The 24,866-nt window shown below is 65.2% G+C and carries 22 protein-coding genes; 9 read left to right on the forward strand and 13 right to left on the reverse strand.

The features are described from left to right. Positions 1-117: 117 nt before the first annotated feature. The 4 genes from GO488_RS15020 to GO488_RS15035 form a co-directional block, all read right to left on the reverse strand. A complete protein-coding gene (locus GO488_RS15020; RefSeq protein ID WP_162318665.1) occupies positions 118-1,542 on the reverse strand; it encodes an extracellular solute-binding protein in 1,425 nt (474 codons plus the stop codon). A 202-nt stretch (positions 1,543-1,744) separates the two neighbouring features. After that, positions 1,745-2,524, reverse strand: coding sequence for an HTH-type transcriptional regulator GlpR (glpR, locus tag GO488_RS15025; protein WP_162318666.1), 780 nt, complete (start codon positions 2,522-2,524; stop codon positions 1,745-1,747). Positions 2,525-2,599: 75 nt separating this feature from the next. Then, a complete protein-coding gene (locus GO488_RS15030) occupies positions 2,600-3,439 on the reverse strand; it encodes a class I fructose-bisphosphate aldolase (RefSeq protein ID WP_162318667.1) in 840 nt (279 codons plus the stop codon). 61 nt (positions 3,440-3,500) lie between these two features. Next, entirely contained in the window at positions 3,501-4,283 is a 783-nt protein-coding gene (locus GO488_RS15035; RefSeq protein ID WP_162318668.1) for an SDR family NAD(P)-dependent oxidoreductase, read from the reverse strand. Between the two features lie 936 nt (positions 4,284-5,219). On the opposite strand from GO488_RS15035, the gene GO488_RS15040 reads away from it, so the two are divergent. Continuing rightward, positions 5,220-7,448 carry an AAA domain-containing protein gene (locus GO488_RS15040; protein ID WP_162318669.1) on the forward strand — a complete coding sequence of 743 codons (2,229 nt, stop codon included), beginning with the start codon at positions 5,220-5,222 and terminating at the stop codon, positions 7,446-7,448. A gap of 304 nt (positions 7,449-7,752) precedes the next feature. Beyond that, a complete protein-coding gene (locus tag GO488_RS15045) occupies positions 7,753-8,391 on the forward strand; it encodes a DUF4864 domain-containing protein (RefSeq protein ID WP_162318670.1) in 639 nt (212 codons plus the stop codon). A gap of 20 nt (positions 8,392-8,411) precedes the next feature. Here the strand turns inward: GO488_RS15045 and GO488_RS15050 are convergent, their stop codons facing one another. The 3 genes from GO488_RS15050 to GO488_RS15060 form a co-directional block, all read right to left on the reverse strand. Beyond that, entirely contained in the window at positions 8,412-10,127 is a 1,716-nt protein-coding gene (locus GO488_RS15050) for an AMP-binding protein (RefSeq protein ID WP_162318671.1), read from the reverse strand. Then, the gene (locus GO488_RS15055; RefSeq protein WP_162318672.1) at positions 10,124-11,308 is read right to left on the reverse strand and encodes a glycoside hydrolase family 88 protein; all 1,185 of its coding nucleotides are present in this window, start codon (positions 11,306-11,308) and stop codon (positions 10,124-10,126) included. The genes GO488_RS15050 and GO488_RS15055 overlap by 4 nt, the downstream gene beginning before the upstream one ends. A 69-nt stretch (positions 11,309-11,377) precedes the next feature. Then, positions 11,378-12,574 carry a CaiB/BaiF CoA transferase family protein gene (locus GO488_RS15060; protein ID WP_162318673.1) on the reverse strand — a complete coding sequence of 399 codons (1,197 nt, stop codon included), beginning with the start codon at positions 12,572-12,574 and terminating at the stop codon, positions 11,378-11,380. 89 nt (positions 12,575-12,663) lie between these two features. Here GO488_RS15060 and GO488_RS15065 point away from each other — a divergent pair, with 89 nt between their 5' ends. Genes GO488_RS15065 through GO488_RS15075 form a run of 3 tightly spaced genes read left to right on the forward strand, consistent with a single transcriptional unit; the run spans position 12,664 to position 15,848 of the window. Further along, positions 12,664-13,899, forward strand: coding sequence for an ABC transporter substrate-binding protein (locus GO488_RS15065; protein ID WP_162318674.1), 1,236 nt, complete (start codon positions 12,664-12,666; stop codon positions 13,897-13,899). Between the two features lie 44 nt (positions 13,900-13,943). Continuing rightward, positions 13,944-15,005 (forward strand): mannonate dehydratase, encoded by a 1,062-nt coding sequence (locus tag GO488_RS15070; RefSeq protein ID WP_162318675.1) that lies wholly within the window; start codon positions 13,944-13,946, stop codon positions 15,003-15,005. 54 nt (positions 15,006-15,059) lie between these two features. Beyond that, positions 15,060-15,848 carry an SDR family NAD(P)-dependent oxidoreductase gene (locus GO488_RS15075; protein WP_162318676.1) on the forward strand — a complete coding sequence of 263 codons (789 nt, stop codon included), beginning with the start codon at positions 15,060-15,062 and terminating at the stop codon, positions 15,846-15,848. Positions 15,849-15,884: 36 nt separating this feature from the next. On the opposite strand, the gene GO488_RS15080 is transcribed toward GO488_RS15075, so the two are convergent. Next, positions 15,885-16,547 (reverse strand): RraA family protein, encoded by a 663-nt coding sequence (locus GO488_RS15080; RefSeq protein ID WP_162318677.1) that lies wholly within the window; start codon positions 16,545-16,547, stop codon positions 15,885-15,887. Between the two features lie 90 nt (positions 16,548-16,637). On the opposite strand from GO488_RS15080, the gene GO488_RS15085 reads away from it, so the two are divergent. The 3 genes from GO488_RS15085 to GO488_RS15095 all read left to right on the forward strand — a co-directional run bounded on the left by GO488_RS15085 (position 16,638) and on the right by GO488_RS15095 (position 19,228). Further along, on the forward strand, positions 16,638-17,639 hold the full coding sequence (locus GO488_RS15085; RefSeq protein WP_162318678.1) for an LLM class flavin-dependent oxidoreductase: 1,002 nt from the start codon (positions 16,638-16,640) through the stop codon (positions 17,637-17,639). A 43-nt stretch (positions 17,640-17,682) separates the two neighbouring features. Continuing rightward, positions 17,683-18,693: an aldose 1-epimerase gene (locus GO488_RS15090; RefSeq protein WP_162318679.1), complete on the forward strand. Its 1,011-nt coding sequence runs from the start codon at positions 17,683-17,685 to the stop codon at positions 18,691-18,693. Between the two features lie 76 nt (positions 18,694-18,769). Beyond that, positions 18,770-19,228: a MaoC family dehydratase gene (locus GO488_RS15095; protein ID WP_162318680.1), complete on the forward strand. Its 459-nt coding sequence runs from the start codon at positions 18,770-18,772 to the stop codon at positions 19,226-19,228. A gap of 41 nt (positions 19,229-19,269) precedes the next feature. On the opposite strand, the gene GO488_RS15100 is transcribed toward GO488_RS15095, so the two are convergent. Further along, positions 19,270-19,614, reverse strand: a complete 345-nt coding sequence (locus tag GO488_RS15100) for an L-rhamnose mutarotase (RefSeq protein ID WP_162318681.1) — start codon at positions 19,612-19,614, stop codon at positions 19,270-19,272. 106 nt (positions 19,615-19,720) lie between these two features. On the opposite strand from GO488_RS15100, the gene GO488_RS15105 reads away from it, so the two are divergent. Beyond that, positions 19,721-20,686 carry a mannonate dehydratase gene (locus GO488_RS15105; RefSeq protein ID WP_162318682.1) on the forward strand — a complete coding sequence of 322 codons (966 nt, stop codon included), beginning with the start codon at positions 19,721-19,723 and terminating at the stop codon, positions 20,684-20,686. Between the two features lie 20 nt (positions 20,687-20,706). On the opposite strand, the gene GO488_RS15110 is transcribed toward GO488_RS15105, so the two are convergent. The 4 genes from GO488_RS15110 to GO488_RS15125 form a co-directional block, all read right to left on the reverse strand. Beyond that, positions 20,707-21,600, reverse strand: a complete 894-nt coding sequence (locus GO488_RS15110; RefSeq protein WP_162318683.1) for an SMP-30/gluconolactonase/LRE family protein — start codon at positions 21,598-21,600, stop codon at positions 20,707-20,709. Between the two features lie 73 nt (positions 21,601-21,673). After that, positions 21,674-22,504 carry an ATP-binding cassette domain-containing protein gene (locus tag GO488_RS15115; protein ID WP_162318684.1) on the reverse strand — a complete coding sequence of 277 codons (831 nt, stop codon included), beginning with the start codon at positions 22,502-22,504 and terminating at the stop codon, positions 21,674-21,676. Continuing rightward, positions 22,501-23,508, reverse strand: coding sequence for an ABC transporter permease (locus GO488_RS15120; RefSeq protein ID WP_162318685.1), 1,008 nt, complete (start codon positions 23,506-23,508; stop codon positions 22,501-22,503). The genes GO488_RS15115 and GO488_RS15120 overlap by 4 nt, the downstream gene beginning before the upstream one ends. A 24-nt stretch (positions 23,509-23,532) precedes the next feature. Continuing rightward, positions 23,533-24,750, reverse strand: coding sequence for a sugar ABC transporter substrate-binding protein (locus tag GO488_RS15125; protein ID WP_162318686.1), 1,218 nt, complete (start codon positions 24,748-24,750; stop codon positions 23,533-23,535). Positions 24,751-24,866 lie beyond the last annotated feature (116 nt).

Raw genomic sequence — 24,866 nt, forward strand, 5'->3', positions numbered from 1 at the left:
AGGTAGTCGTTCCAGACGTCCCGGAGGCTCCCGAGGGCCGTGTCGTTCGTCGTTTCCGTTTTCGTTGGTGTACTCATGGGAAGTGTGGGAAAATAGTGTGTCGTATGGGGCGTTCCGTTATCCGCTGTAGATGTCTTCGGCGACTTTCGCCGCCTGAGTCATCGCCTCCTCGGCGGACTTCTGCCCGGCGATGGTGCGCTGCAGTTCCTCGGAGTAGCGCTGGCCCCACTCGGGGTACTTCCGGTCGAACGGGTCCGGCGCTGCGACCTGCAGCGATTCGAGCGAGATCTGCGCGTAGTCCTCGCCGACTTTCGAGCGGTAGTCCTCGTTCTCCCAGACGGACTGACGCACCGAGAACACGCCGCTGCTCTCCGTGTGCATCCAGAGGTCGGTCGGCTGGGAGGTCGCCCACAGCATGAACAGGAACGCCTGCTCGGAGTTCGAGGCGTTCTTCGAGGTGGAGATCTGCCAGTTGAACGCGTTCGGGTTGAGCTCGCCGCCCTCCGGCTTGGGCACCTTCGCGATTCGGACGGTGTCGGCGACGTTCGACTCGTCGTTGGTCAGCCCGCCCCAGAACATGTTGGCGTCGGCGACGATGTGTCCAGTATTGCCCTCCGCCATCGTCGCTTGGACGTCCGACCACGTCTGGGTCGACGCGCCTTCCGGACCGTAGTCCTGGAGCAGTTTGCTGTACCAGTCCGCCGCTTCGATGACGCCCTGGGTGTCGAGACCGGAGTCGGTCGGGAACTCGGTCCAGAGCTTGGTCCCCTTCTGTCGGAGCAGCGTGTTCAGGATGTAGATGTTCATCCCGTAGCCCTTCTGCCCGCGGCCGGCCGTACCGACGATGTCGGACTCGTTCTCGTGGATGACCTTCGCGTTCTCTCGATGCTGCGCCCACGTTTCGGCGACCTCGAGACCGTGCTTGTCGTAGAGGTCCTTCCGGTAGAACTGGGTCTGGACCTCGACCGTGATCGGCAGTCCGGTCCAGTTGTCGCTGTAGCCGCCGCCGTGGGCCTGCCACCGGGACGCCTCGAAGAGGTCGTCGGGTTTGTACCAGCCCTCGTCGTAGAGGCTGCCGTCGTCGAAGTACGGGTCGAGAGGCTGAAGCCACCCCTCGTCGCGGAACTGGTTGACGACCTGGTCCATGAAGAAGACGTCGAACTGCCCGGCTCCGGTGCTCACGTCGGTCTGTCGCTTGGTCCGGAACTGCTGTTCGGGCAGGATATTCCACTGGACGTCGATTCCCGTGAGTTCCTCGAACACTGGGATCGCGGGCTTGATGGCGTCCACCCACGGGTGCTGGACGGCACCGATGTTGATCTGGTCACCGTCGAACTGCTTCCAGTCGATGTCCGCGTCGTACTTGCTCAGGGGAATCGCGAGGTCGTCTGAACTGCCACCGGTGGACCCGTTGCCCGAACCGTCGCCGGTCGATCCACCGCCACTCGAACCGTCGCCACCTCGCGTACACCCGGCGAGGCCGCCGAGTATCCCCACACCTGTCGCTTTGATGAACTTCCGCCTGGTATTGTCAATTGGCATGTTCAGCTACCACATGGGGGACAATGGTATTATAATATTTAATCCTTGTCATCGAATATGACCGCTACGCCGTCACAGACGCCCGAATCCCGTGAACGACGAGGAGATTTTGCGTCATTGCCCTGACCGAGACCGGCGTGACGCTTCATTTTCAGCTCGGCGACACCCGTCGCAGTGGAAAGCGCCTAAAGGTTCCCGTATTTCAGCCGCGCGCTCCCGACTCGAATACGTCTTCGATGAGCTCCGTCTCCTCGAACAGTTCACGGTAGTCTTCGGGCACGCGCTCGTCAGTGACCAGGAGGTCGACGTCCTCGATCGACCCGAACCGGCGGAAGCTCTGCTCACCGAACTTCTGTGCGACGGTGACCACGACGGTCCGCGCCGAGTGCTCCACGACGAGCTGTTTGATCTTCGCTTCGGACTCGTTCGGTGCCGACAGCGTGCCGTCGGTTCCGATACCGTTGACGCCGATGAACGCGATATCGAAGTTGGAGTTGCCGATGTAGTCCTCCGTCGTCGGCCCGATCAGCGCTTTCGTCTCGCTGCGGTACTCTCCACCGGTCATCTTCACCGTGCCCTCCGATTTCGACAGTTCGAGCAGCAACATGGGAGAGCTCGTGACCGCGATGATCGAGCTGTCGTCCGGAGCGGCCTTGGCGACCTGCATCGTGGTCGTCCCGGCATCGAAGTAGACGACGTGGCCCTCCGAGATCTCCTCGACGGCTCGGTCGGCGATCGCCTGTTTGCGCTCTAGGTGCTGGATGAGACGTCGATTGAACGACCGTTCGATACCCACGTTCGTCATCGGGACGACGCCGCCGTGCGTCCGCTCGACGAGGTTCCGCTCGGCGAGGTCACGGAGATCGCGTCTGATGGTCGACTCAGATACGTCGAGGCGGGTGGCCAACTCCTCGACCGAGAGGCCGCCGTGCTTCGTGACTAACTCTGTGATGGACCGGCGGCGCTCTTCGGGCGTCGTCACAGGGCAGCACCCCGAGGCCGGTTCGTTCGTCGCGTCGATGCGGTTAGCATGCCTAAGCGTAACAGCGAGTCGTATTTACGTTTCTCGCCCGCTCGCGATGGCCGCCTGCTCCGCTTCGTCCCACACTTCCTCGACGGACGCGCCCTCGTGGACGATCTCGTTGAGCGCGGAGACCGTCCGTTCCGGATCGTCGGACTTCCAGATCGTCCGACCGATCATCAGGCCGCGGGCACCGGATTCCATGGCTCCCTCGACGGATTCCAGCATCGCGCGGGTGGTGCCGGTGGCCGGGCCGCCGAGAATCATCACGGGGACCGGCGAGTTCTCGACGAGCGGCTCGAACGTCTCGACGCTGCCGGTGTAGGGCGCTTTGAGGATGTCCGCGCCGAACTCCCAGCCCATTCGCATCGCGTCTTCGACGAACTCTACGTCCGTCTCCAGCTTGTCCGGGACGCGTCGGCCCCACATGACCGGCTCGACGACCAGCGGGATGCCGGTCCCGCGGAGGTCCTCGGCGAGCTCGGCGATGTACTCGACGTTCCGGCGGAACGTCTCGGTGTCGTCACGGCCGAACACGAGCACCGTCTTGACGCCGACGGGGTCGAGTTCCGCGAGGAACTCGGCGTCGAACGCCGGCGTCCAGAGGTCCTTATCGTGGTCTCGGCCTGGGCTGGTCGACCACGTCACGACGTCCGCGGTGAGGACGATGTCGACGTCAGCCTCCGCGAAGCGGTCCTGGTAGTGACGGGCCATGTGCGGCCCGACGAGGACGCCGTCCGGTTCGCCCGCGAGGACCTTGTCGATAGTCTCTATCGGGTTCTTGAATCCGTCGGGCGCACCGAGGCTGAGTCCGTGATCTAGCGCTACGACGACTGCGTTCCCCGACGGCGTGTCGAGGAGGGTCTCTGTACTCATTGGCTCCAGTTACTCAGTATGAACCCATCCACATAACTATTCTCCTACCGGGCGACGACAATCAGATTATTCGCCACCCTCCGTCGACCATCAGTATCTCGCCGGTCACGTAGTCGGCGTCGTCGCTGGCGAGGAAGAGGGCCGCACCGGCGACGTCCTCCGGTGTGCCGGCGCGTCCGGCGGGAACCGGCTTGATGAGGTCGTCCTTCGCGGCCGCTTCCGGAGCCGTCTCGGACCAGCCGTCGATGAACTCGGTCGCGATCTGCCCGGGACCGACCGCGTTTACCCGGATGTCGTGATCGGCCAGCTCCAGCGCCGCACCACGGGTAATCATCTTGACCGCGGCCTTCGTCGAGTCGTACTGTATCTGGTCGCGCTGGGCGACGAACGAACTGATCGAGGCCGTATTGACGATCGCCCCATCGGTCCCGCGATCGATCATATCCTGTGCGGCGGCCTGACACCCGAAGAACACTCCTTTGGCGTTGACCTGGTGTATCTTCTCGAACTCCTCCTCGCTGATGTCTAGCAGTCCCCCGCCGATGAACAGGCCCGCGTTGTTCACCATCACGTCGACGCCGCCGTGCTCTCGGGCGCGTTCGACGACCGCACGAACGTCGTCGGCGTCCGAGACGTCCGTCCGTACGAACTCGGCGGTACCGCCTCGCTCACGGATGGCCTCGTGGGTCGGCGTCTCTGCGCCCTTGGGTTCGGGTTCGATGTCCGCGTTGAGGACCGTCGCTCCCGCGTCCGCGAATCTACTGGCGATCTCTCGTCCGATTCCGGAACTCGCTCCGGTAACGACGACGGTGTCTCCGTCGAAGTCTGAACTGTAGTCGGGCATCGGCACATACTCGGTCGAGATACAGGTTAAACATTTGGGTGAACGGCGAACCGCGAGCCCCTCGAAATGCGGAGTCCCAACCCACTCTATTATTTCTCCTCGTTTTCGGCTGATTAGCCCGGAAAGTGACCAAAACCAACCCCCACATAGTTCCTTGGTAACACGGCACGCTCTCTGTGATAGTGGCATCAGCCGGTTTAATCATGGACAATTCGCAGCAGCCGAGGAATCTTTTGACTGATTTTGTATTGGTTTAATAAATAGTGTGAAGCATCAGGTAGCACTTCCGGTCATCTCGTGTCGTTCGATGACAGTCTGCCAGTGCTAAGAGCCGCGTCGACCGCTGCATGGCTCTGCGCCCGCTCGCAATTGATCTTCCCGTGCCTATTCTGACCAGCGGAGCGATCCCCGTCAACGGCCGTAGCGATAACAGATATACACTTGTCTCCGCGGAATGAGACGTCACGACCTCGTACTTCCATCCATACTCCCTGTCTCAAATTCGGATAACGTACGTACGGTTGTTATTTACTCTCTCCGGCTCAGCCGTCGACCGATATCGAATTTCGAGGGAATACTACAGAGATGGCATCTTCTACGGACCTAATCTGGCACTAGATGAAAATCAGTCTCGAATTAGAGCAAATAGGACGATAAAATCCTGAAATAGGCGCATTTTTATCTATATAGGTCACAATTGGTGAAATATCGGATGTATAGTGGACATTCACTTCTATTTAAAATGTATAATCACAGGAGATGGGGGCAAAACGATATACCTGATGATATCGACGGTTTGCTTACTTACAAGCCGAGAGAGAATTGCGAACTCACGACTTCTCTCCATACCGTAACGACCGGGAGAACGTGGTCGAGGATGTTGGGGTTAAGTGAAGTACGTACAGTTTTACGCCATAAGGGCAAACGGGATGACAGATGTCGCTCCTGTTCGACCACGTCATCGGGGAGTTCGAACTCGGCGAAGCCACGCTACACGCGGCTACCGAGGCCGAACTCGACGAGGGCGGTCCGGTCGTCCCCGCGCGTCCCGTCGCCGAGTTCGCTGACAACCACACGGGCCTCTCTCATCCCGACGAGGAGTGGACGTGTATCCCCCTCCACGGCGACGATTCGGCGATCCCCGCGGGGTCGTTCGTGGCCTTCACCGATCACTCGATACACGGCCCGATCTTCGTCTTCGAACGCGGTGGGGAACGGGACTTCGTCGAGGCCGACGACTTCGGTGCGACGCGGCTGGCCGACCGCATCCGCTTCTGGCACTCCGATTTCGTGCCGGAGACGTACCCGCCGACGTACGACTCCCCGATAGACGACAGCGAACCGCCGCGGAACCCGACCGACGGAACGCTCGTCGAGGACTTGCTCGAACACGTCGAGCGCGAACGCACGGCGACCCGAGACGAGAACCGAGAACGAACGGTGCGTCAGTCGCCGGCGGCCATCTACGACGGCGGCGGCGACGCCGTGCCCGAACTCCGCTCGGTCGGTGCCGACGGTGACGGCGAGTACCGGTTCCGAGTCGAACTTCCCGAACGTCTCGAAAACCGCCGCGACGGCGACTGGGCGTACTTCGTCGAGTCGGAGTTCGGCGTCTACGAGGGCAACGAGGTTCTGGTTCACCGCGTCGACGGGTCCGACGACCGTGACGACCCCTTCCCTATCGAGGCGACGGTGAAGCGGATCCGGGGACTGAACCTCTGGGTGACCGTCGACTGGGCCGACGTGGACGGGGCGACCAACGCGGGGAACGAACTCTCGAACGGCGACGGGACGTACGGCCTCACGGCGCTGTTGAACCCGGTCCCGTTCGACCGCGAGCGAGACGCGATCGAGGAGCTGCGGGACCACCCGTTCCGGGCCGTATTGGCCGGCGAGCGCCCGATCACGTTCACCAACGGCGCGGCCGCCCGAAGCGACCCCTTCGACGACGAACTGAACCAGGAACAGCAACTGGCGGTCGAACACGCGCTGCTGGCCGACGACCTGCTGTGTATCCACGGGCCGCCCGGAACGGGGAAGACGCGCACGCTCGTCGAGATCGTCCGCCGCGCCGCCCAGTCCGGCGAGAGCGTTCTCGTCTGTGCCGATTCGAACCAGGCCGTCGACAACCTCCTCGCCGGGTCCTCGACGGCCGGCGACCCGGACCCGCGGTCGCTGCACGCTTACGGGCAGCACGGTACCGAGGAGTTCACGCTCGATCGACTGAACGCGGAGAAGTCGGCGAACGCCGTCGTCTCGCGTAGCTACGCCGACGTTCCCGGGCGAGCCGAGGTCGTCGCGGCGACGAACAACAGCGCCGCGACGCTCGCCCGGGAGTTCGATCTCCTCGTCCTCGACGAGGCGACCCAGTCGACCTGTACGGCGTCGTGCATCCCGCTGGCTCGGGCGAATCGCGTCGTCCTCGCGGGGGACCACCGCCAGCTCCCGCCGTACAGCGCCAGCGAGGAGCCGCCGGAATCCAGTTACGGCCACTCGCTGTTCGAACACCTCTACGCCGACGGCGGCGTCTACGACGGCGTCGGCCTCCAGTTACAGACCCAGTACCGGATGCATCGAGACATCGCGTACTTCTCGAACCGGCGGTTCTACGAGCGGACGCTACGCAACGGCCGCAGTATCGACGCGCTGCCCGACAGACCGGCGATCGAGGGGTACAACGTCGGCGGCCGCGTCGAGACGGTCGAGCACTCGAAGGCGAATCCGACCGAGGCTCGCCTCGTCGCGCACGTCGTGAGCGAGTTACTGGAAGACGTCCCGGCCAACGAGATCGGCGTCATCACGCCTTACACCGCACAGGTGGCTCGAATTCGCGAGGTGCTCGGCGACGCCGTCGCCCCCGCCGACTGCATCACGGTCGACACCATCGACTCCTTTCAGGGCGGGGAGCGAACCGCTATCGTTCTCTCGCTCGTCCGGAGCAACGCCGACGGCGACGTCGGCTTTCTGGGTCGACCGACGGACGGCCCGCGTCGCTTGAACGTCGCGCTCACGCGCGCGAAACGCTACTGCGCCATCGTCGCCGACTGGCACACGCTTCGATACGACGCCGACGGGAAGTGTACGGCCCTCTACGACGAGTTCTACCAGTTCTTCGAGAACACCGACCGGCTGAACGCCGTCGACCCTGAGTTTATCCCGATTTAGACGTTCGCTGACCGTTCTGCCGATATATTTCTCATTGAAACAGATGATGGTGGGTATGGATGTAAAACAACTCAAAATGAGAGTAAATATGCAGAAGAAAGCTATATATAGTGGCTAAATAGCAAAATTAGGTACAAAGGAACCAATAGAACGATAGATAGCCGAAACTGCTGTTGCATATCTGCGATTGGCGATTACAAGGCCGATCCTGCATGACGGGATCGTATATCGCTCAGTCGTCGATCGACCGTCCGCCGAGCGAGACGATGCCAACACCGAAGTCTCCGCGCGACCTTGGTACAGTATGGCATCCGCTGGCTGGCTCCCGTCGGTCGCTCTCGTCGCCCTCGTCTGCTTAGCCGGGTGCGGGTCGCTGTTCGACGGGGGCGCGGGCTCGACGACGGCGGGCGTGACGCCAGCGCCGGTTCCGGACGTCGAAACCTCGACGGCCCGCGCGCCCGCGGTTGACGCCAACGGACGAGCGTTGGCCGGGGGCATGAACGCGGAGACGGGGCCGAACGGAACGACGATCACGACCGAGCGCACCCTCGCACAGCCCCGCTATCTCTCGCTCCGTCCGAACTGTAAGCGCCCGCCCGGACTGGTCGTCCACATCCAGGTCAACGCGCTCCGGAACAACGACCCGGCGACCGACGAGGGGATCAACACGACGTGGCAGTTCGCAGCGCCGTCGAACCGAGAGGCTATCGGTTCGTACGCGGACTTCGTCGAGATCGTCACCGACCAGTATCGCCCGCTACTGAACGCGTCGACGGTCACCTACGAGGCGCTCGAACGGCGGGGCGGCCGCGCCTCTCAGCGCGTCGTCGTGAGCGACGGAAACGGGACGGCGGCGTACACGTGGTACCTCGAACTCCAGACGATCCAGACGACGGAGCCGTACGGCGGCTGTTGGATGACGACCGGCGTCGTCGCCGAGTGACGCGTCGCTCGGACGGCGGTTCAGTCTCGGCCGTCGACCGGACCGGAGCAGTCGGGTTCGTCGCTCCCGCCGGAGCGGTCGGTCTTGTCGGTTCTGGTGGTCGGCAGCGCGTCGACGAACTCGACTCGCCGGGGACGCTTGTGCTTTCCCAATCTCTTCGCGACGAACGACTGCAGTTCGGCCGAGAGGTCGTCGTCTCCCGCCGCACTCTCTACCGGAACCACGGTGGCGACGACTCGCTCGCCCCGCTTCGGGTCGGGTTCGCTCCCGACGAGTGCGCCCGCGACGGCGGGATGCGCTTCCAGGGCGGCCTCGACTTCGAGCGGACTGACGCGGTAGCCCGCGCTGAGAACGAGGTCGTCCGCTCGACCGAGGTGGACGAGCGTCCCGTCGTCGCGAAATCGGCCCACGTCGCCAGTCCACAATAGGTCGCCGTCGAGAACGGCCGCGGTCGCCGCCGGGTCGTCGAGGTATTCCCGCATGACCACGGGGTCGGGGTGCGCGACGGCGATCTCGCCGATTTCGCCGATCGGCACCGCCGCGCCCGACTCGTCGACGACGCGTACCTCGTGGCCGGGATAGGGTCGTCCGAGCCCGTCGTCGGTGCCGGGAGAGACGCGCTTGCACTCGCCGACCAGCGCGTTGGCCTCGGTCTGGCCGTACGACTCGTTGACCGTCGCGCCGAGGCGCTCCTCGGCCCAGTCGGCGAGCGCCGGCGGCAGGTGCTCCCCGCCGCACATCACCGTATCGAGGTCGGGAAGGTCCGCCGGCGACGGGTCCGTCTCTCGGCGTATCGCCCGCAGCGCCGTCGGCGGCAGGAAGGTGTGGGTCACCGACTGCGCTCCCGCGACCGAGAGCGCCGCTTCGGGATCGAACCCGCTCCGTCTCACTGACGAGACGACGGTGCCGCCGAGGGCGAGCGTCGGGAACACCACGTCGAACAGCGCGCCCGCCCACGCCCACTCCGAGGGCGTCCAGACGCGAGCGGCGCGGGCCGCTTTCGCCTCGAACAGGCCGAACCAGCAGTGATAGCCCGGCAGCGACCCGAGCAGGTACTGATGGCCCTGTACCACGCCCTTCGGGTCGCTCGACGTCCCCGACGTGTACAGGACGAACGCGGGGTCGTCGGGCGCGGTCTCGACGATCGACGAGTCGGCCGCCCACTCCCGGTTCTCGACGAACGCACTCAACCCGCCCAGCGGACCGTCGCCGCCGTCGACACGCACGGGCACCGTCGCCTCGGGAGCCGCGTCTCGAACGCCATCGGCCGCTTCCCACCGTCGCTCGTCCACGACGAGTGCTGCCGCATCGCTGTGTTTCAGCAGGTGAGCGACCGCCTCGTCGCCGAGCAGCATGGACGCCGGGACGACGACGCCGCCGAGTCGGAGGACGGCGAGGTGGCTCACGACGAGTTCCGGACACTGCGGCAGACAGACGGCGACGCGGTCGCCCGCCTCGATTCCGGCACGACGAAATCGGCCCGCGAGTGCCGTCGACGCTGCCGCCAGGTCGCCGTAGCTGAGCGTGCGGACCGATGCCGGCTCCCCGTCGCCGTCGTGGGTGTCGCCACCGTCGGTTTCCGGGACGTGTCGCAGCGCGACGGCCTCGCGATCGCCCGACAGAACGTGGTCCGCGACGTTGTAGGTCGATGGAATCCGCCAGTCGAACCCCTCGACCAGTTCCTCGTAGCTCTCCGGCTCGGCCGGCAGCTCGTAGCCGGTCCAGGGGCTGCTCATGGCTCCAGTACCGTCACCAGCGTCTCGGCCAGGTAGTAGTTCGTCCAGACGAGTTCGGTGTCGACGGCGTAGTCACCGGGCCGGTTGAAACAGCCCTGCGTGACGCGCCCGTAGGCGTCGTCTTCCGAGTCCGTAACCAGATAATTTCCCACGAGCGAATCGAGTATATCCCGCCCGAACGCGCGGAGGTCGGCGACGGCGTCGTCGCTCTCCGGGAGAAACGAGAGGAGACCGTACGCCGCGATCGCCGCCGCGCTGGTGTCTCTGGGTTCCTCGTCCGGATTCGGTACTTCGAAGTCCCAACGGGGGACGCCGTCGGCCGGCGCGTGCTCGCGGTAGTACCCGACGTGCGATTCGAGGGCGCGGCGATAGCGGGCCGCGCCGGTCGCTCGGTAGGCGTTTGCGAGGCCGGCGACGCTCCAGGCCTGTCCGCGCGCCCAGCAGGTGTCGTCGCCGTGGGCCAGTTCGTTGTACTGTCGTTCGAGCGCCCCGGACTCGTCGAAGACGGCGTGGTGCCACGTCTTCCCGTCCGGGCGGACGTACCAGTCGAGGTGCCGGTCGGCGTGGGAGACCGCGGTGTCGCGAAAGCGCGGGTCGTCGGTTTCTTCGTAGGCGCGCCACAGTACTGATACCGCCGTGTAGAGGTTATCCACCGCGCCGATGCGGTCACCCGGCGGCCCGTGCTCGGAGTCGGGACCGCGGAACTGTTCCGGGCCTTCGATGGCTAGCTTCCCGAGGGGTATCTGGCGCGCGCCCTCGTGAAACGCCGCTCGCATCGCGTCGGCTCCTTCCAGCCCGAGACCGAACAACCCTCGGTCGCCGCTGTGGTCGTAGCCGCGGAAGCCGGCGTACAGGAAGTTCATCCCGCAGAACATGGAGTCTCGCGGCATGTACGTCCGCATCATCTCGGTGTGGTCGCGTGCGGCCCGCTCGAACCGCTCGCTGTCCATCGAAGCCTGGCCTTCGGCGAACGCCGCGGCGCGCCAGAGCAGGCCGATCCAGTGACCGCCGCACCAGTTTCCGTCTTCCGTCGTCTCCCACGCGTCGTTCTCTCGGTCGTAGACGTAGGGAAACCGCTCGCCCGTGGCGTCGAGCGTCGTCCCGACGCGGTGACACAGTGCCGCCAGCGCGCGACGGTACTCGTCGCCGCCGCTTCGCTCGCCGCTGGCGTTTATTGACATATATCACGTTTGACGGGCGGCGCTCTTGAAACTACCCCCGACGGCATCGTTCGCACTCGCTCATCCGGGTCACTCGATGCTGCCGCCGACGACGCCGTCGCTCGCTAACCGCTCCCGCTCGGCGGCGTCGTACCCGAGTTCGGCGAGTATCTCGCCGGTGTGCTGGCCGGGTGTCGGCGGCGGCGACCGGATGTCGCCGGGGGTCTCCGACATTTCGACGGGGATACCGACAGTGGTGAACGTTCCAGTCTCGGGGTGGTCGAGTTCCACCAACATCTCGTTGTGTTCGACCTGCGGGTCCGCGGCCACGTCCTGGAAGTCGTTGACCTCGGCGGCCCACACGTCGGCTTCGAGGAGGGTCTCAAGCAGTTCGTCGGCCGCCTGCTCGCGGGTGTACGCCTCCAGTGTCCGCTTTATCTCGTCGCGGTGCTCGAACGTCGCCTCGGCGGTGTCGTACTGCGCGAGCGACGGCAGGTCGAGCGTCTCGGCGATCGCCCCCATCGATGCCATCGCGATAGCGACGTAACCGTCGGTCGTCTCGTAGACGCCGTAGGGACCGCCGAGCCACGCCTGGGCGATCCCCTCCTCGCTGCGCTCGAACTCGACGCCCATGTTCAGGGCTGCCGTCATCTCCTGGCACTGGAAGTCGAGAGCGGCGTTCAGCAGATTCGCCTCGACGTGTTGACCCTCACCGGTGCGCTCCCTGTGGAACAGCGCGAACATCGTGTGCAGAGCGATGAGCATCGCCGAGTGCTCGTCGACGACGGCGGTTCCGGCCGGCGTCGGCGGGTCGTCCTTTCGCCCGGTGTAGTTCGCCAGCCCGCTCATCGACTGCAAGAGGAGGTCCTGTCCGGGCCGTTTGGCGTACGGCCCGTCGCTCCCGAATCCCGACCCCGAGACGTAGATGATATCCTCGTTGACCTCGGTCACGTCGTCGTAACCGAGGCCGAACTTCTCCATGACGCCGGGGCGGAAGTTCTCGACCAGCACGTCGGCCGCCGCGGCGACATCGAGCGCCACCTCGCGGCCCTCGTCGGACTTCAGATCGAGCGTGATGCTGCGCTTGTTGCGGTTCATCGCCAAGAAGAAGGGGCTGACGCCGTCGAGCAACTGGCCCCCGGCCGCCAAGTCCCGCTCCCACTCGCCGCCGAGGCGTTCGATCTTGATCACGTCCGCGCCCATGTCGCCGAGCTTCTGGGTCGCCCACGGCCCCTGCATCATCTGCGTGAAATCCGCGATAGTCACGTCTTCGAGTGCGCGCTCCATGCCATCCATACGCCCGTCGACGGCCATAAACGTTCGCGAGTGTGTCACACGCCGACAGGATTAATGCGAACACTCGCGTCACTCTCACCATGCCGACGCTCCGACTCGTCGGCCGCCCGTTCGAGGGATTCGAGAACGCCTTACAGCGACAGATGGACTCCTTCGCGGCGACGGCCGACGCCGACGTGACGTTCGAACGCGACCACCGCCCGCTTCCCGAGATTCACGAGGAACTACTCGCGACCGGCGACATCACCGACGGCACCTACGACCTCTTTCTCTGTTTGAGCGACTGGCTGCCGATGGTCGCCGAGGCCGGCTACGTCCACTCGTTGGACGACCGCCTCGCCGACTCGCCGCCCGACGACTGGCCGGATGGGTGGGCCGAGAGCCTCCGGGGGCTGATGACCTACGAGGGCATCGCCTACGGCGTCCCCTACCACGACGGCCCGGAGATTTTCCACTACCGCGAGGACCTCTTCGAGAGCGTTGCCGAGCAACGCGCGTTCCGCGAGGAATACGGCCGCCCGCTCTCAGTGCCCCGCACGTGGGACGAGTTTCTGGAGGTGGCGGAGTTCTTCACGCGCCCCGACGAGGACCTCTGGGGGACCGTCGTCGCGGCGAAACCCGACGGCCACAACGACGTCTACGACTTCTGCATCCACCTGTGGAGTCGCGGCGGGCGGTTGCTCGACGAAGACGGCCGACCTGCCTTCGACAGTCCCGAAGGACGTGAGGCGCTCCGGTACTACCACGACCTGATTCACGAACACGAGGTCGTGCCGCCTGAGTCCATCGAGATGGAGAGCGTCGAGACGGGCCAGTTCTACGCCGACGGAGAGGCCGCGATGATGTGGAACTGGTCGGGGTTCGGCGCGATGGCCGAGGACCCGGAGTCGGCGGTGTTCGGCCGGACGAACTACGGACTCATCCCGCGGGCCGAGGCTCCAGCTGGCGAACACACCTCGCTGACGGTCTGTTACGGCCTGACCGTCCCGAAGGGGAGCGAACACCCCGACCTCGCCTACGACTTCGTTCGCCACGCCGCGTCCGCCGAGAACGACGAGATCACGACGCTCGAAGGGGCCTCCGGCACGCGATTCTCGACGTGGCGCGACCCCGAAATCCTCCGGACGAACTCGTTCTACTCGATCGTCGAAGAGGTCAACACGGGCCCGGTGAACACGCTCCCGCGGATTCCGGCCTACCTCGAACTGAACGAGATACTCAACGAGATGGTCGAGGCGGTCGTCGTCGAGCGGTCGATCTCCGTCGAGGACGGCCTCGCTGCGGCGGCCGAACGGGCGAGCGACCTGCTGGAGTGATTCCTTCGGGCAACGCTTATGCCCGCTTCCGGGCTGGATTAGGTATGAACCAGCCCAGCGCGAGCGATAGCGACGGCGAGCCCGTGGACTTCGACGCCCTCCCGATGCGCGTGGGTCTCGGGCAGTTCATGGACCCCACTGAGGAGAAACTGCGGTTCGTCAAGCAACTCGGCTGTGACGACGTCTTGCTCAATATGTATCGGTACTCGCCGGACTATCCGCACATGCCGGACAACGAGCGAATCCCCCTCGAAGGCGACGCGGAGTGGTCCTACGAGAATCTGGTCGAACTCCGCGAGCGAATCGAGGCGGCCGACCTCCGTCTGAACGCCATCGAGAACATTCCCATCTCCTTCTACGACAAGATCATGCTCGGTGAGGAGGGCCGAGAGGAGCAGATAGAACACGTCAAGACGACGGTTCGCAACATCGGTCGCGCTGGCATCCCGATGTTCGGCTACCACTGGATGCCGAGCGGCGTCTGGCGGAACACCGAGGTCGCCGTCCGCGGCGGCGCGGGAGCCTCCGGGTTCGACGGCGACGCCGTCGACGACGAACTCACCCACGGCCGAGAGTACACCGAGGACGAGCTGTGGGACAACTACGAGTATTTCCTCGAAGAACTCCTCCCCGTGGCCGAGGATGCGGGCGTGAAGATGTGCCTCCACCCCAACGACCCGCCCGTGCCGTCGCTCGGCGGCGTCCCACAGCTATTTCGGAACTTCGAGAACTTCAAGCGGGCGATGGAACTGGTTCCCAGCGAGAACCACGGGCTGGAGTTCTGTCTCGGCTGTTGGTCCGAGATGGGCGAAGACCTGTCCGAAGTCGTCCGCTACTTCGGCGAGCGCGGCAAACTGTTCTACGTCCACTTCCGCGACGTCGAGGGCACGGTCCCGAAGTTCAACGAGACGTTCATCGACCAGGGGAACTACGACGCCTACGAGATCCTCTCCCTGCTCTACGACGTGGGCTTCTCGGGGCTGGTCATCCCCGACCACACGCCCCACGTCGAGGGTGACACCGACTGGGACCACCGCGGACGCGCCCACGCTGTCGGCTACCTGAACGGAATGCTAACGGCGATTCGCCATGAGCGCGGCGAGTGATCGCCCGCTTCCCGGCGGAATCAACGTTAAGTCCGTGGCCGCCGACGACCCGCTATGGCGGGCGAGAGACACAGCGACCGGACAGTGATCGTGACCGGCGCGGCCAGCGGTATCGGACGCGGCATCGCCAAGCGTTTCGGCGAGGAGGGCGCGAACGTCGTCGTCGCGGACGTGCGCCGCGACCCGAAGCAGGGCGAGCGCTACGACACCGACGTGACGACGCCGACGGACGAACTTCTCACCGAGGAGACGCCCGGCGACGGGACGTTCGTCGAGACGGACGTGGGCGACCCCGAAAGCGTCGAAGCGATGGTCGAGACGACAACCGATACCTACGACGGAATCAGCGTGCTCGTCAACAACGCCGGCATCCAGATCGTCGGCGACTCGCAGACAACCTCCATCGAAGAGTGGCAACGCTCCATCGACGTGGACCTGAGCGGCGCGTTCTACTGCGTGAAGTACGCGGTCCCCTATCTGAAAGAGAGCGAGGGACAGATCGTCAACATCGGCTCGGTTCGGGGGTTCGAGGGCGGCGGCGGCCCGCCCTACGCCGCGGCGAAGGGCGGCGTCGTCAACATGACCCGTGACTTGGCGATGGAACTGGGCGAGGCCAACGTTCGGGTGAACTGCGTCAATCCGGGCTACATCGAGACGCCGTTACAGGACATCAACACGGACGAAGACGTCGAGAAGTCCACGGAACAGACGCTCCTCCCGCACTTCGGCACGCCGGAGGACATCGGCGACGCCGCCGTCTTCCTCGCCAGCGACGAGGCCTCGTTCATCACGGGCGCGAACCTCGCCGTCGACGGCGGATGGCTGGCCCACAGCGGTCTCTGAACCCCCACAGCGGCCGAGAATTCCCCATATCGCATCTCAGAACACGTCATACTCGTCGTAGGCGTCTATCGGCGCGGTTCCGCCTCTGACCGCCTCGCGGACCTCGTTCTCGGTGTCTGCGAGTTCCTCCGCTTCTTCGAGGACCGAGACCCGGACGCGCTCGGGGACGACCACGACGCCGTCTACGTCGCCAAGAATCACGTCGCCGGCGGAGACGGCGACCCCTCCTACCACCGCCTCGCCACCCCAGTCGAGGATCTCCCAGCGCGGCACCGCGTCGGCGGGAGTCCGATAGCGCGAGAAGACGGGGAACTCTTCTTCGAGGATGTACGCCACGTCGCGGACGCCGCCGTCGATGACCGCGCCGCGAGCGCCCTGAGCCTTCAGCGAGACGACCGAGAGCTCGCCGAGGTGGGCCGCCCGGTCGTCGTTGGTCTGATACGCGAGGACGGCGTGTTCGGGCGCGTCGCCGAGCATCCGGAGGATGTTCCGCATGTTCTCGTCGGGGTCGACGCTCCGGTTCGGCCGTCCCTCGACGGGGTAGGCGACGCCGGCCGTGGTCATCCCGTCTCTAAGGGGGGCGATCTCCGGAGAGAGCGTCTGGTCGGCCAGCCCTCGGTCGTCGAGGACGTCGACGACGGCACCGGGGTACAGTTGTTCGTAGCGGTCGCATATCTCGCCGAGTGACGGCTCGCTCATACGAACGGTCCGGTCGGAACGCACAAGAAGGTACCTTCGAACGAGCGGGCCCGCCCCAACAATTATTCTCTCTGCGGCCGCAGTCGGCCTATGCAGTTCGACTGGATGGTGCAGTGTTACGCAGGCGCTGGGGTCCACCGGGACACCCCGATGCTCGACACTGTCGAACGAGAGACGGTATTGCACGGCGTAGACGCCGCGGTGGACGCGGGCCTGTCGGGCCTGTGGGCACCCGATCACTTCATGCTCGGTCCGAAGGCCGAGGAGTACGAGGTGTGGACGCTCCTCTCGGCGCTGGCCGAGCGGACCGACGACGTAGATATCGGGCCGCTCGTCGGCTCGATCACCTATCGGAACCCGGCGCTATTGGCGAAGATGGCGACGACCGTGGACATCCTCTCGGAGGGCCGCCTCCGCCTCGGTCTGGGAGCCGGCTGGCACGAGGAGGAACACCGCGCCTACGGCTTCGACTTCCCCGACATCGACACGCGCATCGAGATGCTGGAGGAGGGCGTTCAGTTGATCAAGGCGATGTTCACCGACGAAGAACCGAACTTCGCGGGCGACCACTACGCCATCGACGACGCCCTGAACAACCCCAAGCCGGTGAGCGAGCCGCACCCCCCGATCGTCATCGGTGGAGCGGGTCCGCGGATGTTGCGACTCATCGCCCGCCACGCCGACGAGTGGAACGTCGAGATAAGCGCGAGAGCGCGGGGCAAGCCCATCGACTTCAAGGTCGAGAAGTTCGACGAGTACCTGGAAGACGAGGGTCGCGACCCCGGAGACGTGGAGCGGTCGTGGCTGGCCCACGTCCTCGTGCGCGAGGACGAGGCCGCCGTCGAATCGGCCGTCGACGACATCTTCCCGCTGCCGTGGGGCGAGGAGTCGGACATGGACGAGACGCTCGACGACGCCGAGGACGCCCGCGAGAAGGGGAGCATGCTCATCGGCACGCCCTCGCAGGTGGCGACTCAGATAGAGTCGATTCGAAACCTCGGGTTCGGAAAGCTCCAGTTGATGTTCCTCGACTTCCCCGACACGCGGGGGATGGAGCTGTTCAGCGACGAGGTCATGCCCGAGTTCCGATAGGCGCGAGCCGGAGAGTTATGTGGCGAACCGTCGAAATCCCGGTATGGCCTGCACTATCACGGACGAGTACGAGCGGCGGGGTCTCGACGCCGTCTTTCTGGAGAACGATCGCCTCCGCGTCGAACTGCTACCGGGGAAAGGCGGCGACATCACGGAGATACGCGACAAGCGCACGGACGCGAACGTGCTGTTCGAAGCGCCCCACGAGTGGCGCGCGCCGGCGACCGGCACTGTCGGCGCGCCGGACGGCGCGTACGCCTTCCTCGACCACTACCCCGGCGGGTGGCAGAGCGTCCTGCCGGGCGCGGGCGGCCCGTCGTCGGCCCGCGGCGCGCCGCTCGCGCTCCACGGCGAGTCGAGTCTCGTCCCCTTCGAGACGCGGATTCTCGATTCGGGACCGGAGCGCGTCGCGGTCGAGCTCACGGCGTCGCTCACTCGCTACCCCTTCGACCTCGAACGCGAGATCTCGCTCGCCGCGGGCGAGTCGGCCATCGAAGTGACCGAACGGGTCACCAATACGGGGCGGGTCTCGGTCGAATATTCGTGGCTCCAGCACGTCGCGCTGGGGGAACCGCTCGTCGCCCCCGAAGCGTCGCTGTCGGTGCCCTGCGAGACGGTGTACGTCGATCCGGACCAGACGAACGACACCGCTCGGCTCCCGCCCGGCGAGACGTTCGAGTGGCCGATCTGTGAGACGGACGACGGCCCGGTCGACCTCCGGGAGTTCCCGCCGGCGGACGAGCGAGTCCACGACCTCGTGGCGCTCGCGGATCTCTCGGAAGGCCGCTACACGCTCTCGAACCCGGAACTCGACCTCGGCGTGACCGCCGAATTTCCCGAATCGCTGTACGAGTTCCTCTGGTACTGGCGACCGCTCGGCGGGTTCGAAGAGGCTCCCTTCTTCGGGCGGAACTACAACGTCGGGCTGGAGCCCTGCACGTCGATTCCCAACGCCGGACTCGACGCCGCCGTCGAGAACGGAACGGCGAACGAACTGGAGCCCGGCGAGACCGTCGAATCGACGGTCCGCCTGTCGACGCACCCCGCCAAATGACCGGTCCCGGTCGGCGGACCCGAGCGGACTTGATTCGGCGGGTGTCTTTATCTACCGCTCCGCCGAACGGTAACGCATGTCAGCGCCGTCGAAGGACACCCACCGGTACTTCGAGGAGATCGAAGAAGGAGAGACCTACAGCGTCGAGGACGCCCGGACGATCACCGAGGCGGACATCGTCAACTTCGCCGGGCTCTCGGGCGATTTCCACCCGTTACACATGAGCGAAACCGCGGCAGACGAGTCCGATTTCGGCGAGCGAATCGCCCACGGCAACCTCGTCTTCTCGGTCGCGGAGGCGCTCGTCGCCGACATGAACCCGCGGTCGTTCTCCTACGGGTACGACTCGCTCCGGTTCGTCAACCCGGTGCCCATCGGGACGACGCTGTCCGTCCACCGGGAAGTCGTCGAGACCGAGGAGTACAACGACTCGCTGGGACGCGTCGTCTATCAGTACGAAGTGACCGACGGCGAGGAGACGCTGTTGGTCTGTGAGCACATCACGCTCGTCGAGCGACGGGACGCCGGGGCGTAGGTCGGTACGCGTCGACGACGCGTCTGCGTAGTCCGTACTCGCTACTCCCCGTCGGGTTCGAACCGCCAGATACGGTCCATGAACGGGATCCCCGATTTGGGGTCCGCGTCGGCGTCGACGCCCGACTGCTTGAACTGGCCCGTGTAGCGCTCCCACTCGGCGACTTCCTCGTCGCCGTCGACGGCGTCGAGATAGGCGTCGAGGTCTTCACACTCTAAGATACAGACGGCGATGTCGTCGCGGACGTACAGTTCGAACTCCTCGACGCCGCCCCGTTCCATCGCGTCGGTCACCGCCTCGGGCACGTCGTCGTGGGCCTCGACGTAGGCCTCGCGCTGGTCGGGATCGAGTCGCTGGACGTAGACCGCTCGCTCTGTCTCAGACATGGCCGAGAGGACTCTCGCGGAGCCAATGAGTGTTACGCCGGCCACTATACGCGCGCCCGCCGAGAAGACCCGTGGGTATTAGTACCGCGCCGACGCCTACTCGCCTATGGTTTCGCCAGCACTTATCCTCCCCCCGGAGCCCGACGAACGGTGGCAGTTGGCCAAACAGATGGGCGTCGAGAAGACGGTCATCCACCCGCTGGAGATCGGCGACGGCCGAACCTACTGGAGCTACGACGACCTGCAGGGACTCGACAACTGGCTCGCGGACGCTGGCCTCGAATTCTCCGTCCTCGAGGGGTCGGTCCCCATCTCCGATCGGGTTCGCGTCGGTGCGGAGGGACGGGACGAGGACATCGAAATGTTCACGCAGTTCCTGCGCCACTGCGGGGAGGTCGGGATCCCGGTCGTCGCCTACGACTGGATGGCCGGCGTCCGCTGGGCGCGCACCGCGGCCCACGTCGAGTCCCGCGGCGGCTCCTACGTCACCGAGTTCGACGTCGAGAAGGCGCGAGGCGGCCCCGAGCCGTTTCCCGACGTGACCCGCGAAGACGTCTGGGAGGCGCTGGAGTATTTCCTGCAGGAGGTGACGCCGGTCGCCGAGGAGGCGGGCGTGAAACTCGCGCTCCACCCCGACGACCCGCCGCGCGAGTCGCTGCGCGGGACGCCCCGAGTCGTCGGGAGCGTCGAGGCGTACGACCGCGTGCTCTCGGCCTACGAGAGCGAGCACAACGGGATCACCTTCTGTCAGGGCAACTTCGCCGCGATGGGGGCGGACATCCCCGAGGCCATCGAGCGCTTCGGCGAGCGGATCAACTTCGTCCACTTCCGGGACGTCGAGGGCGACGCCGACCGCTTCGTCGAGACGTGGCACGACGACGGCCCGACGGACATGCTAGCGGCGATGCGCGCCTACGAGGAACACGTCGGCGACGACGTGCCGATGCGGCCCGACCACGTCCCGACGATGGCGGGCGAGGACAACTCCAACCCCGGCTACCACACGAAGGGGAGACTGTTCGCCATCGGCTACATGCGCGGGCTGCGAGAGCAGGCTCACGCGGACCGATAGGTCAGCTGCCCCATCGGGCTTCAGACCTCGATGTCCGACCGGAACTCCTCGCGGCCGGTCACGCCGAGATCGAGGCGGTAGAGGCTTCCGGCCCCCTCGCCCTCGGTCTCTCTCGTCTCCACGCAGGCCGTCGTCACGTAGGCCGTCTCGTAGCCCTCACCGGCGAAGGTGACCGAGGACACCTTTCGCGGGTCGAACTCGACGGTCGTCTCGCGGGTGCCGTCCGGGGCGAAGCGAATCAGTTTGCCGCCGTCCCAGAACGCCGACCAGACGTGGTCCTCGCTGTCGACGGTCATCCCGTCCGGGAACCCCTCGATCCCGCTCGCGTCGAGGAACGTCTCGACGTTCGATATCTCGCCGCTGTCCCGGTCGTAGTCGTAGCGGTAGATGTATCCCGGGCAGTCGGGGTCGACCTCGCCGGTGTCGGTGAAGTAGAACCCCGAGCGGTCGCCGGTGAAGCCCATCCCGTTCGGGAGGACGCACTCCCGGACGAGCTCGAACGTCCCGTCGGTGTCCAGCCTGTAGAGTCGGCCGGGCACGTCGCGTTCCGTGTCGGGCATGACGCCGGCGAAGACGCGGCCCTCGGGGTCCGCGATGACGTCGTTGAACCGCTCGTGAAAGCGCTCCGGGTCGCGTTCGACGACGGTATCGACGGTTCCCGACGACTGGTCGAGCCGGCGGACTGCGCCCGCCTCCTGAAACAGCAACAGCGAGCCGTCGGTCTGGAAGGTGAACCCGCCGATTCGCTCCTCGTCGTCCTCGTAGACGAGGTCGTGGTCGTCGGCCGCCGGGTCGTACCGATAGATGCGCCCCCGCGGGATGTCGGCCCAGTAGAGCAGTTCCTCGTCGGGGTGCCACAGCGGCCCTTCGCCGGTCTCACACTCGATGTCGACGACGAGTTCCGGTCGCGTCATACCAACGGTATCGACCCAGTGGACCGTAAACGTGTCTCCCAGCGAAAACCGAATTCGCCGTTCGGCCCTCGACTCAGTCGTCGTCCAACAGTCCGGACTCGAGCGTCCCGGTCGTCATCAGTTCGTTCAGCTCTTCGAGGTCCGTCTCGCTCGGTTCGAGCGTGCCGACGAGCGATCCCCGAAACAGCACGCCGATGCGATCGGCGTGTTCGAGGACGGACTCGATGTTGTGACTGACGATGATGATGGTGATGCCCTCGTCGGCGAGTTTGTCGATGGTATCTTGGACGAGTCGAGTCGCGTCGACCGACAGCGCGCTCGTCGGCTCGTCTAAGATGATGACGTCCGGGTCGAACGCCAGCGCGCGGCCGATGGCGACGAGCTGGCGCTGGCCGCCCGAGAGGAATTCGACTTCCGTCCTGATGTCCAGGTCGCGGCCGAGCTGGTCCATCATTATCTGCTCGGTGCGCTCGTAGGTCTCGTCCCAGTCGATGATCTGTAACGGCCAGCCGCCCTTCCGCGGGAACTGGCCCATGAAGATGTTCGTCGCGATGTCGAGGTCGTTCATCAGCGCCAGGTCCTGATAGACGGTCTCGATGCCGTTGTCCCGGGCGTCCGACGGGTTGCCGAAGTGGACCTCGCGGCCGTCCTTGTAGATCTGGCCGCTCGTCGGCTCGTGGACGCCGCTGAGGACGTTCATCAGCGTCGACTTCCCCGCCCCGTTGTCGCCGACGAGCGCGTAGATCTCGCCCGGTTCGACCTCGAGCGAGACGTCTTCGAGGGCGACGATGCGGCCGAACTGCTTCGTGACGTTTTCGACGCGGATCTTCGGCTCCGTTGTCCGTTCGCCGTCGGCCTCTGGAGCCGACTCCTCCTCGCTCGCTGGGCTGTCCTCGACGCTCATACCGCACCACTCGCGAGGATGCGAGAGCGGATCTTGCTCTGCGTGCTGTACAACAGGATGGCGACGAGCAGGACGATGCCGTTTATCATCTGTATCTGAGTGGCCCCGACGACGGGGCTGTTGTTCAGCGCGGACTGGACGAGCTGGATGAGGATGACCCCGCCCAGCGCGCCGGTGATCTTCCCGCGGCCGCCGAACAGGCTGATGCCGCCGATGACGGCCCCGGCGAACGCCTGGAACACCAGCCCCTCGCCGATGAGCGGCGGGACGACGCCGACGAAGCCGGTCAGCATCAGCCCGGCGATGGCCGACAGCAGACCGCTGATGGTGTAGATGACGATGATGAGCCGCTCGGTGTCGATGCCCACTTCGCGGGCCGAGACCTCGGAGCTCCCGAGCGCGTACACCGACTGCCCGAACGAGGTGTACCGAAGCACGAGCCCGAAGACGAGGAACGCCGCCAGCATGATGCCGATGGCGAGGTCGGGCGTGCCGCCGACCTGGACGTACAACCGCGGGAGCCCGGTCACGGGTTGGGTCTGCATGGCCGTCTTCGCGCCCTCGAAGATGATGAGGAACGCGAGCGTCTGGAGGAACGGATTCAGCCCGACCTTCGCTATCATCACGCCGTTGGCTAATCCGATGACCGCGCCGGTGATCAGGATGACACCGAACCCGACCCACGGGCTGGTCGTGACGGCCCAGCAACTCGGACACGTCCCAAGCAACATCCCGGTGAACATCGCCGAGAAGCCGGCGATGGAGCCGATCGAGAGGTCGAAGTGCCCAGAGAGGAGACAGAGGCTTTCGGCGAGGACCAACAAGCCGATCGGAACTGCGCCCCACAGTATCAACTGCATGGACCGGAAAGTCTGGGGAACCGTCAGCAAGATACCGAGGATGACGACGCCCAGAATCGGCCAGATCATGTTGTCGAGCAGCGTCAGCGCTACGTCGTCTCTATCACCGAACGTCCTGCCGATGAAACCTTGTTCAGTAGACATTTTTTGAGAGGAGAGCCGAGGTCGTCAGCCCCAGATGTTACCCCAGAGGTACGGCTCGTCGTAGTTCTCTTGGGTGATCACGACGCTGTTCGTCCTGAACCACGGGTGGCCGTTCTGCTCGCGCATGATGCCCGGCTCCCAGATGGGTTCGGACCACATGTTGACGCCCTTGTGCTGTCCGGGCTCCACGCTGAACTGATCGGACGTGACTTCGCTCTCCACTTCGGGGATGACGCTCGGGTCGTTGCCCGCCTCGACGTACATCTTCATGTACTTCAGCGCGATGGGGTTGTAGAAGTAGTTGGGCTGGTCGACGGCGGCGTCGATCGTTCCGTCCCCGACGAGCGGGTTGACTTCGGGGCTTCCGTCCATCTGTGTGAGACAGATGTGGCCCTCTTCGCCGGTCGGAACCAACATATCGAGATTGCGGAGCGCCTGCACGACGCCGAGTCCCATCGAGAGGTTCCCCGAGTAGATGCCGTCGACGCGCCCGTTGGAGTTGATCCACTCTTGGACGGTCCGCTGGGCGACGTCACGAGCGTACTCGCCGTTGAGGGTCGTGACCACTTCGGCCCGGTCGTTCTCTGCCATCACGTCGAGGAACCCCTGCGAGCGCTGGTTCGCCGACTGGTTCCCCTGGACGCCCCGCACGTTCAGCACGCGCCACGTGTCTTTATCGGGGTACTGCGATTCGAGGGCCTTGATCATCTGTTCGGCCGAACTGGCCCCGCCGTCGTAGTTGCTGAAGCCGACGTAGAGCGGGATCTCCGAACTGGACGTGTCGGCGTTCGTCGCGAACACCGGCGTCCCGCCCTGAATCGCCTGGTTGATGGCCCCCTCGGCAGCGCCGGTCTGCCAGACGCCGACGAGGATGCCGTCGTAGTCGCCGTTGGCGAACTCGCGGATGTCCTGCACCTGCTTCTGAGCGCTCTGTTGGTTCGGGCGAACGTCCAGTTGGATACCCTGGTCTTCGGCGTAGAAGCGCGCGGCCTCGATGTACGCCGTGATCCAGGCCCCGCCGCGGACGTACGCGCTCATGCCGACCTTCTGCAGGGAACCGCTGCCGCCGCCCCCGCTACTCGTGCCGGTGGTTCCGCCGTCACCGCCGGTCCCGGTGCCGCCGTCGCCGCCCGTACCACCGTCGCCGCCGTCACCGCCGTCCCCGCCACAGCCGGCGAGCGAAACTGTCGTGATCGTCGCCCCGGTCGCCTTTAAAAATTTACGTCTGGTATTGTCAGGCATACCTACTCGTAGTAGCGAACGTTCGTACATAAATGTTGTTGAACGTCAGACGCCCCGTTGACCTATCGAGTCCGGCGGATCGACCCGGCGGTCGCGCTTCGCGAACTCGGCTTAAT

The sequence above is a fragment of the Haloarcula limicola genome (assembly GCF_010119205.1).
GTDB lineage: Archaea > Halobacteriota > Halobacteria > Halobacteriales > Haloarculaceae > Haloarcula > Haloarcula limicola.

Coding starts and splice junctions, on each gene's coding strand:
- GO488_RS15020 (WP_162318665.1), bottom strand. CDS start 1,542: ATGCCAATTGACAATACCAGGCGGAAGTTCATCAAAGCGACAGGTGTG.
- GO488_RS15030 (WP_162318667.1), bottom strand. CDS start 3,439: ATGAGTACAGAGACCCTCCTCGACACGCCGTCGGGGAACGCAGTCGTC.
- GO488_RS15035 (WP_162318668.1), bottom strand. CDS start 4,283: ATGCCCGACTACAGTTCAGACTTCGACGGAGACACCGTCGTCGTTACC.
- GO488_RS15040 (WP_162318669.1), top strand. CDS start 5,220: ATGTCGCTCCTGTTCGACCACGTCATCGGGGAGTTCGAACTCGGCGAA.
- GO488_RS15045 (WP_162318670.1), top strand. CDS start 7,753: ATGGCATCCGCTGGCTGGCTCCCGTCGGTCGCTCTCGTCGCCCTCGTC.
- GO488_RS15050 (WP_162318671.1), bottom strand. CDS start 10,127: ATGAGCAGCCCCTGGACCGGCTACGAGCTGCCGGCCGAGCCGGAGAGC.
- GO488_RS15055 (WP_162318672.1), bottom strand. CDS start 11,308: ATGTCAATAAACGCCAGCGGCGAGCGAAGCGGCGGCGACGAGTACCGT.
- GO488_RS15060 (WP_162318673.1), bottom strand. CDS start 12,574: ATGGAGCGCGCACTCGAAGACGTGACTATCGCGGATTTCACGCAGATG.
- GO488_RS15065 (WP_162318674.1), top strand. CDS start 12,664: ATGCCGACGCTCCGACTCGTCGGCCGCCCGTTCGAGGGATTCGAGAAC.
- GO488_RS15070 (WP_162318675.1), top strand. CDS start 13,944: ATGAACCAGCCCAGCGCGAGCGATAGCGACGGCGAGCCCGTGGACTTC.
- GO488_RS15075 (WP_162318676.1), top strand. CDS start 15,060: ATGGCGGGCGAGAGACACAGCGACCGGACAGTGATCGTGACCGGCGCG.
- GO488_RS15080 (WP_162318677.1), bottom strand. CDS start 16,547: ATGAGCGAGCCGTCACTCGGCGAGATATGCGACCGCTACGAACAACTG.
- GO488_RS15085 (WP_162318678.1), top strand. CDS start 16,638: ATGCAGTTCGACTGGATGGTGCAGTGTTACGCAGGCGCTGGGGTCCAC.
- GO488_RS15090 (WP_162318679.1), top strand. CDS start 17,683: ATGGCCTGCACTATCACGGACGAGTACGAGCGGCGGGGTCTCGACGCC.
- GO488_RS15095 (WP_162318680.1), top strand. CDS start 18,770: ATGTCAGCGCCGTCGAAGGACACCCACCGGTACTTCGAGGAGATCGAA.
- GO488_RS15100 (WP_162318681.1), bottom strand. CDS start 19,614: ATGTCTGAGACAGAGCGAGCGGTCTACGTCCAGCGACTCGATCCCGAC.
- GO488_RS15105 (WP_162318682.1), top strand. CDS start 19,721: ATGGTTTCGCCAGCACTTATCCTCCCCCCGGAGCCCGACGAACGGTGG.
- GO488_RS15110 (WP_162318683.1), bottom strand. CDS start 21,600: ATGACGCGACCGGAACTCGTCGTCGACATCGAGTGTGAGACCGGCGAA.
- GO488_RS15115 (WP_162318684.1), bottom strand. CDS start 22,504: ATGAGCGTCGAGGACAGCCCAGCGAGCGAGGAGGAGTCGGCTCCAGAG.
- GO488_RS15120 (WP_162318685.1), bottom strand. CDS start 23,508: ATGTCTACTGAACAAGGTTTCATCGGCAGGACGTTCGGTGATAGAGAC.
- GO488_RS15125 (WP_162318686.1), bottom strand. CDS start 24,750: ATGCCTGACAATACCAGACGTAAATTTTTAAAGGCGACCGGGGCGACG.